Here is a 10,249-nt window from a genome sequence, read left to right on the forward strand (position 1 = left end):
ATGGTGGCCGGCTTCGCCTCGGAACGACGGCCGGCTTCAAATCGGAATCCCCGGCCGGCTTCGTCGGAATACGCATATCCACGAACATCAGAGACTGTTCGCCGCGGCCGAGAAGCCCGTGATTTCGGCTGTAAATTTCGTGAGCTAAGACCACAAATTTTCGATTATGGCTAGCAATCTTTAGGCGAACGGTTATCGGCTCAAACTCTCCCGCCTCCCGGCGGAAATCATGCGTGAACGATTTCGTCAGAACATAGAAGCTTGTGGTTTTCAAATCGAACTGAGGCATGCAGACATTGAAAAACAGCTCTCGGGTTTTGCCGACCCAGCGCACGTAGTTTGCGAAGTAAATGTTTCCGACAGAATTGGTATCGTCGTACGTCGGAATCATGTGCATGATGAACCATTGGCCGTCGAAGCCGTGTGCGGTGACTGCATCTTCGCGCGCGACGGTCAGAACGGCAGCTCCTGATGGGGATCCCGTTTCAGAAACCGTCTCCTCAATTGGCACTCGTGCCACTGAGCTGGATTTATCTACGAAGCCGAAGAGCTCGAGCATCGTCGGAAAGGCACCGATGAGTCCGACGAGCGGCGCAATAGCCAAGAATGCCGGAACCGGCGTGAGATAGCCAGCGACGAAGATCAGGGCAGCAGTTAGGCCGATCATGTAGCTGAGCGCCGCATCGTATCGACTGCGGGCTCCGAGTGTCTCGCAAACAAGGCAGGCAGCAGCGCCGACGAGGAATGACGCGAACGGCAGCATCACGTACATAAGAGACAGGTTCGCCCCTATCATCGCGGCTGCAATGGCGAAGGAGGCAATCATGATCCAGACAGGAGACGCGATGAACCCGCCTGGGATGAAAGCCAATAGCGGCGATGTGCTCCGAGCTGTGACTGCAGTCATGCGCCAACGGGTGGCGGCGTAGAAACTATCGATGGTCGAGGCGGCGGCAATGATAGTCCACGCCGTAAAGGCCAACACAACGACATCAACAGGGTTTCGGCCGATGGCAAGCGCCACCGCCGGCTGTGCCTCTGGGAGGCCGTCTGCCGAGACCATGTTGCCAGCAGTTCCCACCGCCGCCGCGAGAAAGGCGTTAATGGTGAGGAGCACCAGGAACAGCCCAGCGCCGACCACGTAGGCAACTCGGATCGATCCGCCGTGGCGGCGGATCTCCACCGCTCGCTGCCAATGCTGCACGTCCATCCAGGGACCGAGCAGAAAGCCGACGAGGGTTGGAAGCGCTAGGCCGTAGAAGCGCTCGTCGAAGGCGGCGAGTGGAACGTTGCCGGCCTCCGGGACTGGGGCGAAGCCAGCAAGCGCCATGGACGACGCGCCCACTCCCAGGGCAAGATAGGCAACATGCAGGAGCCTGAGATTCCGAAGCGGGACCGCATGTCCAATCGAGCATGCGACCAGGATAAGAATCACGATTCCAAGCCAAGCACTAGGGCCAAACATGGGTAGCCAAGCATATTTTGCAAATCCAAATATTGTGGCCGAGACCGCAAGCATCTGGCAAAATAGGAACATTGTAGTATATTTCGCGCCTATAGACGCCAGTACTTTTTCAGGACTCCTATGGGGCGCTCCGACAATCCAACCAAACAGGCATAGCCCAATGGCGTTCGGCAATGCGAATGCAAGAAATCCGAGCCATCCATTCGTCAAAGTTACATGAATGGCATAGAAAAACCCAAGTCCCCAGAACCAAGACAGGGCAACGGTGGGTGACCAGGAGACAGAACGACCCAAGTTAGATTGCATTTTAATCACAATTTTGTGGATTTCTCCTTTACTATAGATGAGAAATTGCTGCGCGTGAATATGTTTTTCTTCATCGTAGGGCATTTCGCTTCAGTCAGAGCAACCTCAGTCTGTGGCGCAACGCTTCGCGCGCCATCCGGAAATCACCATCCTGCGGGCCACCGGCTTCTACGGCCTTGTGAAGCACAGTGACCTGTGCACGTTCGCGATGCTCGCGGGCTTCATCGTCACCTTCCAGACGATGGCAGATGCAAGCTTCAATGCGCTGTGCGATGCGGACGGTGATCCTGCTGGCACGGCCAACGAAAGGGTGAGTGATGACCGAGTACGAAGTAGGCTACCTGCAGGCCTTGCAGGATGTGCAGATCGCGGTCCGCCAGATGGTCAACAACCAGGATGCATCGCCTGAGGGTAAAGTCGCATTGCTCGGGGTCGTCTCGCTCCTTGAGGGGCTCATCAAAGAGAAGACCGGGCAAGATGGCGATCGCGATGACCATGCCGCGCCGGATCCTCTCCGCGGCAGCTTCTAGCGGTAAACGCCTTGCAAGCCTTATCCAGACCTAATGATATGTGCGACTTCTGCCGCTCAGCTCGCGCTGGTTAGCTGCGATCATCTCAGATACACGAAGGATCGCCGCGTTTCTATCCTGATCGGCGACCATGCCCTGCGCTACAGCCAAAGCTTCGCTCCGTGTCATCTGCCCGGGTGTGCCATCGGGCCTTCGATTTGGGTCAATGGCGATATGCGCCAGGGCAACACCGGAAGCATCTTCGATGACAACGTGGTCTGGCTTCTCAACAACACGCCAAGGTATCTCTACCCGATACTGGCTACTCTCATTCACGCCTTGTCCTGCTTCTTTCCCAACCCGCTAAGCTAAAGCGCCGCATCGGCACTGATCGTTCCAATAGGACACGCCGAAACCCGTCTTGGTCTGACCGGGTGGGCGAGCCCCACCCGCGCCCTACCTCGAAAGAACCGGTGTTTGCGCCGGACGGGCATGGCCGCAAATGGCCACGCTTGGGCCCGAAGTGGCACGTTGAAGATAACGGTTCGGGCAGGCGAACTTTACGGCAATGCTTCCTTATTCTCAGCGACCTTGGCTGTCAGGCTGATCACGTCCAAACTCTGCAGAGCAGCAATCGCGATCAGCATCCGGCCCGTCGGCTCTCCGTAGATTGGCGGGAACGTTTGCCCTAAAGCCTGTCCCACGCCGGACATGAAGTGATCCCAGTGGCGACCCACGCGAGACGAAGCCCATGTAGGGCACGGAGTCCATGCAGGACGGGATGTCGGCGCTTGCCGAACAGCAGGGGTCATCTGAATGGCCGCGATCAACCAAGGATCGCCATCCATATCCCATCTTCGGTGTCACGCTTTGATAAAAGCTGAGCCGCTGCCGTGTGTCTGACTTCGTACCATCGGGAAGAACCTTCGAGTCGCAGATCGCGGCGACTGCGCCCGTGCCGACACAGGGTTAACAGAGTGTTGCTGTTCGCGATGTGTTCCCGTTGTGGAAAACTTATATACCAGTCACGTTAGCCCTTGAATCGGGGCAAATCATGCAAATGCGAGCCGGGGAGCGGCTGCGTCTCACACTGTGGGGCGCGGGGAGCCGTGCTATGGTCAGTCTCAACACCTACGCGGTCACCCAGCCTGCGCTGGAGGGGATGGACTCAGGTGAGGATGGGTTCACCTACGATGTGACCTCATGGCTGCACGACGGGATCAACACGCTTACCGTGGTGTTGATCGGCCCTCCAGGTGAAGAGCCGTTCCGCATGACCGTTGCGCAGGGTGAACACCCGGAGTTCGCCCTCGATGAGGCTAATTTCCTCCCCCTGGCCACCCCGTGGCGGCTATGGACACAACGGATTGAGCGGCTTGCACCGAGGCTTACACAAACCGCCGAGGACGGCCGGAACTTAGCGCTGCATCTGGAAGCCGATCAGATTGCTGTCAAATCGCCTTGCCCCACCGGTCTGGGCATGCCTTTGCGGATCGACCATATCAAGGCTCCGCTGTCGCTGGTCAGCATGGCGACCCCAGTCCAGCCCGACAGCGTGGCTTCAACAATCAATGCTGCCTGAGCGATCGCCTGCTCGGCAGTTGCAGCATCAATGTCAACATATGTGGTCTCAACCGGGCTGAGACCATCAGGTTGCCGACGAAGAGTTCGCAGCTGAAGCTGCATGAATTTGAATGCCTGTCACCTACCGATGCGCGAACGTACACAAAACTTGTTTGTTCGCAATAACATGTCAAAGATGCGATGTGGAGGGAGGCTGGAACGACGAGGCCTTGCAAGTAAGATTACCGCCATACCATATCATGCATCTGTATGTTTATTAGTCATGCGTGCGATGGAAAACATTTGCTCGCTGGATGGAAGACGCATTCAGCGGTTTGTGGACGAGCACTTGGTCAAAATCCATCCGCCACCAAGCAGCATCTCTATTAGGTCTGCACTGAAGAGGATGGCGAACCAGCTCGCGCGGCCAGTTCAGGCGTGAACACTCGCGGCATCCCGCCGGGCGCAGGATCCTTCTTGATGCCAAGCCCGTCCACTGCGACGACGTATGTAGCGGCTCGAGTCTCTAACTTGGTAGCAGGCACCACCGACACGCCTTACCGTGCTGGTGCTTGAGAGCGGAATCAGCTCTTTTCTCGATAAGATGGTAGCGCCTTGAACGAACCTGATCCGCCGGCGACCACCATCAAGCAATTCCGTACTACGAACCTGAGTGACGCGGAGAGCGACACCTTAGAAAGACGGCTCACGGAAACAGCCCACGGTGCCGGTCCGTCCGCAGATTTCCAGGCGTTGTTCGACGCGTCGCCGACACCCCTCCTCGTGGTCGCTCCACTCAACTGGACCATCGTCGCCGCGAACGGCGCCTACGTCCGGGCGACGGGGAAGACCCGCGAGGAACAGATCGGGCGCCATCTGTTCGACGTCTTCCCGGATGATCCGGACGACCCGAGTGCCGATGGGGTACGCAATCTCACTGCCTCGCTGGAGCGTGTGGTTGCTACGCGGTCGACAGACGCAATGGCGGTGCAGCGCTATGCCGTGCAAGGTCCGGACGGGCGCTTCGTCGAACGGTGGTGGGCCCCGGTTAACACGCCCGTGCTTGGCAAAGACGGTAACGTTGTCCTGATCCTCCACCACGTCGAGGACGTCAGCGAGGTGATCCGGCTGCGCGGCGATGCGGAGGGGCGCGATCAGCTCGCTCACGGCCAGCAAGTCGTAATCGATAGGCTTCGCACGTCTCAAGCGGCGCTTCGCGAAAGCGAGGCGCGCTTCCGCAATATGGCCGACAACGCGCCGGTGATGATGTGGGTGACCGATCCGAGCGGCTATTGCACCTACCTTAACGCTCGATGGTACGAGTACACCGGACAGGAGCCGGGCGTTGGCGAAGGTTATGGCTGGCTCAACGCTGTTCACCCGGATGACCGCCCGGCAGCAGAACAGGTCTTCGTCTCGGCTAATGCCGAACGTCGCGATTATCGGGTCGACTTTCGATTACGTCGCGCGGACGGCGCCTACCGCTGGACCATTGACGCGGCGGCGGCAAGGTTCAGCCCCGACGGTGAATTCCTTGGCTATGTCGGCTCGGTCATCGACATCGACGAGCGACGAGAAGCCGAGGAACGATTGGCTTTCAGCGAGGAGAAGCTGCGGCTCGCTATCGAGGTCGGCGAGATCGGGCAGTGGGACGTTGATCATCAGACGGGAGCCATGTTCTGGCCGCCGCGGGTAAAGGCGATGTTCGGGATCTCGCCGGAGGTGCCGGTGACCTTGGACAACTTCCATAAGGGCGTTCATCCGGACGACCGTGAGAAGACGCGCTCGGCTTATGAGGCCGCAAGCGATCCCGATCGGCGCCCGCTCTACGATGTCGAGTACCGCACCATCGGCATGGAAGATGGCGTCGTCCGCTGGGTAGCGGCTAAGGGGCGAGGCATCTTCGACGGCACTGGCCGGTGCGTCCGCATGATTGGCACCGCTGTCGACATTACAGCGCGCAAGGCTGCCGAGATGCGGCTTCTCGACCTGAACGAGCGGCTGGAGCATCGCGTCGCTTCAGAAATTGCCGACCGCGCCAAGGCTGAAGAGGCCCTGCGGCAGTCGCAGAAGATGGAGGCTGTCGGGCAACTCACCGGTGGGCTTGCGCACGACTTCAACAACCTGCTGGCTGGCATCTCGGGTTCGCTGGAGCTGATGCAGACCCGGATGCAGCAAGGCCGTTTCACAGACGTGGACCGCTACATGATGGCGGCCCAGGGAGCCGCAAAGCGCGCAGCAGCTCTCACCCACCGCTTGCTAGCCTTCTCTCGTCGCCAGACCCTCGACCCCAAGCCCACCGACGTGAACCGCCTCGCCTCGGGCATGGAGGAGTTGATCCAACGCACGGTAGGCCCCGCCATTACGGTTGAGGTCATCGGCGCCGCCAGCCTGTGGCCTGCTCTGGTGGACCCACCACAGCTTGAGAACGCTCTTCTCAATCTGTGCATCAACGCTCGCGACGCGATGCCCGACGGCGGTCGCATCACCATCGAGACGGCCAACAAATGGCTCGATGAAAGAGCGGCCCGGCAGCACGACGTTCCAGAAGGGCAATACCTTGCCCTGAGTGTCACCGATACCGGCATCGGCATGCCGCCGGAGGTCGTCGAGCGGGTGTTCGAGCCGTTCTTCACCACCAAGCCTATCGGTGAGGGTACGGGCCTGGGCCTGTCGATGATCTACGGTTTCGCCCAACAATCGGGCGGACAAGTGCGGATCTATTCGGAAGTCGGACAGGGCACCACGGTGTGTATCTACCTGCCGCGTCACTACGGCGAGGTCGCGGCCGATGACGGCAAGATCTCGGTGACGGATCTGCCTCGGTCGGAACAGGGCGAGGCGGTGCTGATCGTGGACGACGAGCCCACGGTGCGTATGCTCGTGACAGATATTCTCGAAGATCTCGGCTACGTCGCCATCGAGGCAGGGGACAGCGTCGCAGGTCTCAGGGTGCTGCAATCAGATGTCCGCATCGACCTTCTGGTTACCGATGTCGGCCTGCCCGGCGGCATGAATGGCCGTCAAATGGCGGACGCCGCCCGCGTCACCCGACCGAACCTAAAGGTGTTGTTTATTACCGGCTACGCGGAGAACGCCATTCTCGGCAACGGACATCTCGCACCCGGCATGGCGGTGCTGACGAAGCCTTTTGCCATCGAAACCATGGCAGCTCGCATCCGTTCGATGATTGCGGCGGAGCGGTAGGTGCGCCCCTAGCGCGCCCGTTCAGCACTTTAAGAATGTCGCGGACGGCCACGCCTCAGTCTTCTCCGGCCACGTGGTTTGCCCGAGGAGCCGTGATGATCGAAGACATCTTGAGGACGGCAGCATGGCTGCATCGTCTCTGGCGAAGCCGCGACCTGACTCTTCGAACAAGCCGGCTTGGAAATGGCCGCCCGGTCCTCGGGACCAAACCGGGGAGGACACGTCACCTGCCACTTTACGAATTCACCGCGAGCGATCTTATCCGCATGGCCAGAGCGGCGCGGGGTCAGGACAAGTTGGGATCGGGAGGGGCTTTGGTGCGATCCAGGGAGAGCGGCGCATGGCTGCCGACTCCCCCCTGGCGCGAGATCACCACCGACGACTATGCCCCGAGGATCTTCCCGACCGTGCCGGGCCGCAGCTCCTGGATCGCCTTCTGCGATCGGCTCCGTGAGCTGCTGCAGGAGCAGGCCGATGGGCAATACCGGCCGCGACTCGTTCTTCGTGAGGCCGTTGATTACAAGAAGGCGCCAAGCCAAAACCCCGCGTGGTGGTGGGACTATGACCACGGACCCGATCTGGCTCTAAGCGTCGAGGACATCCACCTCGAGCGTCTGAACGGCCGGCGATATCAGGTTGATCGGCAAGCGACGATCAGCGACGCGATGGTCGCGAAGCCGGTGCCCAGGATGGTAGACGGAGACTCGTCGATCGCGTCCATCGGGGGTTCAGGCACCAGCATCGGCAGCGTCTAGCGGTCAAAATCTGACGGATGGTACCCACGTCCTGAGGCCGCTACCAACCTATAGCGGAAATTGTACCTCAACCGAGAGCAACAGCCCTCCGTTCTTTTGAGCATATGGCGTAGGCTCCCCGCATGGGATTGTTGACCTTCAGCTTGAACGTAACCCTCGACGGCTGCGTCGACCACCAGGAAGGAATTGCCGACGAGGAGACGCACGCGTTCTTCACCCGCCTGATGGACGAGGGCGGAGCGATGCTGTGGGGTCGCATCACCTACGAGATGATGGAGAGCTACTGGCCAGCGGTCGCTCGCGGCGAGGTGGAGGCGCCGCCGTCGATACGCGAGTGGGCGGTCAAGTTGGAGGCCAAGCCGAAGTACGTGGTGTCATCGACACGGAAGGACTTCCCGTGGATCAACAGCCACCACATCACGGACGACCTGCGAGCAGGCGTGCAGAGGCTCAAGGACGCGACTCCGGCGGGCGTGCTTCTCGGTAGCGGCAACCTTGCGACCGAGCTGGAACGGCTGGATCTGATCGACGAGTACAGGTTTCTCATCCATCCCAGGATCGCCGGCCACGGGCCGACCCTGTACCAGGGCGGGCTCCCCAATACGCGACGGCTCAAGCTGGTCTCCGCGAAGCCGCTGCGCAATGGCGCAGTCACCATGCACTACCGGCGCGAACGCTGACCCCAATGGAGGAGCTTGGAACGTCCGGCTTCCATTCTTCTCGGACGTTACGGTACGGGTACCAAGCGTCAGATTTACTCCACTACTTCTGCGTGAGGGATTATGGTGACGAATCTGAGCTTGCGGGCTTTGAGGCTGCCATCGGCGACCATCTTGTCGATCGTGGATCGGCCTATGCCCAACATCGCCGCGGCATCCCTCGGCCGAGCAGCAACGGCACGACGCGCCTTCATTGCGCGGCTGCTCAGTTCGACGAAAACGGCGTCCCGGCAACCCAGAAGCCCAGCCCAATCAGGACCGGGATGGCGAGGGGCATCAGCATCGCGAGATTGCGGGCCTATCCCTGACGGACGAACAGTGCTTGCCTTTGCTCAGAAACGCTGGTCTCGGCGGTTGACCCATGAGCCGAAAGCGACGAGAGCGCCGAAACCTCCCGCAATGAAGAGCGGGATGCCTAGGGTGCCAGTCGCCATTGCGATGCCTCCCGATTGCGCCGGCGCATCGATCGCCACGCCCACCAGCACCATGGCCACGAGGCCAAGCAGCAAACTCACGACGATGATAGCGGCACGTTTGAAAGGGTAAGAGGCGTGTTCGGACGACATGCCGCCCGAAGGTGGCTTACCAAGACGTAGGGGGCAAGGCTGGATTGTTGAGCCTGCAGGCCCAACCGATTGCGACGCCCCTTCAAGAAACGTTCCACGATAGCGGCTGGACCAATGCCAGCTCATCCGCTAGTTTGGAGATGCGGTTGATGACCGGTTCATAATAACGTTGCAGGACCCGGGGGGCAGTACCTCGGCGCCTCCACCATGAACGCATCGTGATGCGCTTTTGATGGGGGCGAAATAGGATCGACTGGACGGTAAAGGGACCGCGAGAGCGCCGGTAAGGACTCGACCGGTTTGGCGTAGGCTCTGCCTATTCCAAGCATTTGGCCAAAACTCTAAATGCCAACGATAACGTTGTCATGGATGCCCGCCTCGCGGCGTAAGCATCTTGCGGTAGGGTAACCGTCGAAACAGAACCCGGAGCTTCGGCTCCGGGACCCACCTTTCTTTAATCAACAGACATCCACACCGATGGCTTCAGGATCATGCCGTCACCGGTCATGATCGCGATGAAGACCGCGAGGGTATGGACGATCTGGACGGGGCGGCTCATGGCTCCCTGAAGGTGGCCAGCCTAGGGCGCGACGGCAGGCAGAACGAGCCCTGTTCGATCGCCGGCTGGGATAGGCGAGCAGGTAGGACGAGATGCAGGGTGTAGCTTCAGGCTCGGCGAACATCGTCGAGGAACAGAGCCTCCGCCTCTTTTGCAGTCACGACATGCCCCATAGCGGCGAGAGCGCGGCGATAGATCTCGTGGGGTCTTGGTTGCCGACGGAATGCAGCAAAGCGCGCATATCGCCCTGCTCGTTCCGTCATACAACGGGTGGAACCCTGCAGCCGCCTCGGCTTCTGAGCGCGTATAACCCTAGCGTAGAACGATGGCATGATGAACGTTCCTCTCGCCAGGACGCCAAATCGCTCGTGTCTGGGAGGTAAACGCAGCCCGAAGCGAGGTGACTGCCTAAACCATCGGCTAAGTGCCCGTGGTGGTTACCGCTTCCTTAGTCGAAACGTGCGCGGTCAGCCTGATGCTCGCCGCCGGCCGCTTAAGGCTTTAAGGCGGCTTAGGCAGCAAGCTAGAGCCGTGCCCTGGCGGGTTGAATCGTTTGGGGTAGGCGGTTTGGATCGCGTGTGATTCACTGGGCGGGCTTAT

General features: G+C 60.0%; 9 protein-coding genes and 1 other RNA gene. 6 read left to right on the forward strand and 4 right to left on the reverse strand.

The genetic code is table 11. The annotated features are described in order from the left end of the window. A partial coding sequence (locus K2Y56_RS23785; protein WP_292513763.1) for an acyl-CoA thioesterase occupies window positions 1–1,855 on the reverse strand: 1,855 nt, incomplete at its 3' end. A 233-nt stretch (window positions 1,856–2,088) separates the two neighbouring features. Here K2Y56_RS23785 and K2Y56_RS23790 point away from each other — a divergent pair. After that, a complete protein-coding gene (locus K2Y56_RS23790; protein ID WP_292513766.1) occupies window positions 2,089–2,301 on the forward strand; it encodes a hypothetical protein in 213 nt (70 codons plus the stop codon). A gap of 30 nt (window positions 2,302–2,331) precedes the next feature. On the opposite strand, the gene K2Y56_RS23795 is transcribed toward K2Y56_RS23790, so the two are convergent. Both K2Y56_RS23795 and K2Y56_RS23800 read right to left on the reverse strand, forming a co-directional pair. Next, a complete protein-coding gene (locus K2Y56_RS23795; RefSeq protein WP_292513769.1) occupies window positions 2,332–2,616 on the reverse strand; it encodes a hypothetical protein in 285 nt (94 codons plus the stop codon). 224 nt (window positions 2,617–2,840) lie between these two features. After that, window positions 2,841–2,993: a hypothetical protein gene (locus tag K2Y56_RS23800; RefSeq protein WP_292513771.1), complete on the reverse strand. Its 153-nt coding sequence runs from the start codon at window positions 2,991–2,993 to the stop codon at window positions 2,841–2,843. 401 nt (window positions 2,994–3,394) lie between these two features. Here K2Y56_RS23800 and K2Y56_RS23805 point away from each other — a divergent pair, with 401 nt between their 5' ends. The 4 genes from K2Y56_RS23805 (at window position 3,395) to K2Y56_RS23820 (ending at window position 8,485) form a co-directional block, all read left to right on the forward strand. Then, a complete protein-coding gene (locus K2Y56_RS23805) occupies window positions 3,395–3,862 on the forward strand; it encodes a hypothetical protein (RefSeq protein ID WP_292513774.1) in 468 nt (155 codons plus the stop codon). A gap of 596 nt (window positions 3,863–4,458) precedes the next feature. Continuing rightward, window positions 4,459–7,050: a PAS domain S-box protein gene (locus K2Y56_RS23810; RefSeq protein ID WP_292513776.1), complete on the forward strand. Its 2,592-nt coding sequence runs from the start codon at window positions 4,459–4,461 to the stop codon at window positions 7,048–7,050. Between the two features lie 266 nt (window positions 7,051–7,316). Further along, on the forward strand, window positions 7,317–7,805 hold the full coding sequence (locus K2Y56_RS23815) for a hypothetical protein (protein ID WP_292513779.1): 489 nt from the start codon (window positions 7,317–7,319) through the stop codon (window positions 7,803–7,805). A 122-nt stretch (window positions 7,806–7,927) separates the two neighbouring features. After that, entirely contained in the window at window positions 7,928–8,485 is a 558-nt protein-coding gene (locus K2Y56_RS23820; RefSeq protein WP_292513782.1) for a dihydrofolate reductase family protein, read from the forward strand. Between the two features lie 371 nt (window positions 8,486–8,856). On the opposite strand, the gene K2Y56_RS23825 is transcribed toward K2Y56_RS23820, so the two are convergent. Continuing rightward, on the reverse strand, window positions 8,857–9,039 hold the full coding sequence (locus K2Y56_RS23825) for a hypothetical protein (RefSeq protein WP_292513784.1): 183 nt from the start codon (window positions 9,037–9,039) through the stop codon (window positions 8,857–8,859). Between the two features lie 138 nt (window positions 9,040–9,177). On the opposite strand from K2Y56_RS23825, the gene ssrA reads away from it, so the two are divergent. Continuing rightward, window positions 9,178–9,521: a transfer-messenger RNA gene (ssrA, locus tag K2Y56_RS23830) on the forward strand. The last annotated feature ends 728 nt before the right edge of the window (window positions 9,522–10,249 follow it).

The sequence above is a fragment of the Methylobacterium sp. genome, assembly GCF_019745455.1.
Taxonomy (GTDB): Bacteria; Pseudomonadota; Alphaproteobacteria; order Rhizobiales; family Beijerinckiaceae; genus Methylobacterium.

Excerpts from the sequence above, each read along its gene's own strand:
- K2Y56_RS23790 (WP_292513766.1), top strand. The coding sequence starts at position 2,089 with ATGACCGAGTACGAAGTAGGCTACCTGCAGGCCTTGCAGGATGTGCAG.
- K2Y56_RS23800 (WP_292513771.1), bottom strand. The coding sequence starts at position 2,993 with ATGTCCGGCGTGGGACAGGCTTTAGGGCAAACGTTCCCGCCAATCTAC.
- K2Y56_RS23820 (WP_292513782.1), top strand. The coding sequence starts at position 7,928 with ATGGGATTGTTGACCTTCAGCTTGAACGTAACCCTCGACGGCTGCGTC.
- K2Y56_RS23805 (WP_292513774.1), top strand. The coding sequence starts at position 3,395 with ATGGTCAGTCTCAACACCTACGCGGTCACCCAGCCTGCGCTGGAGGGG.
- K2Y56_RS23815 (WP_292513779.1), top strand. The coding sequence starts at position 7,317 with ATGGCCAGAGCGGCGCGGGGTCAGGACAAGTTGGGATCGGGAGGGGCT.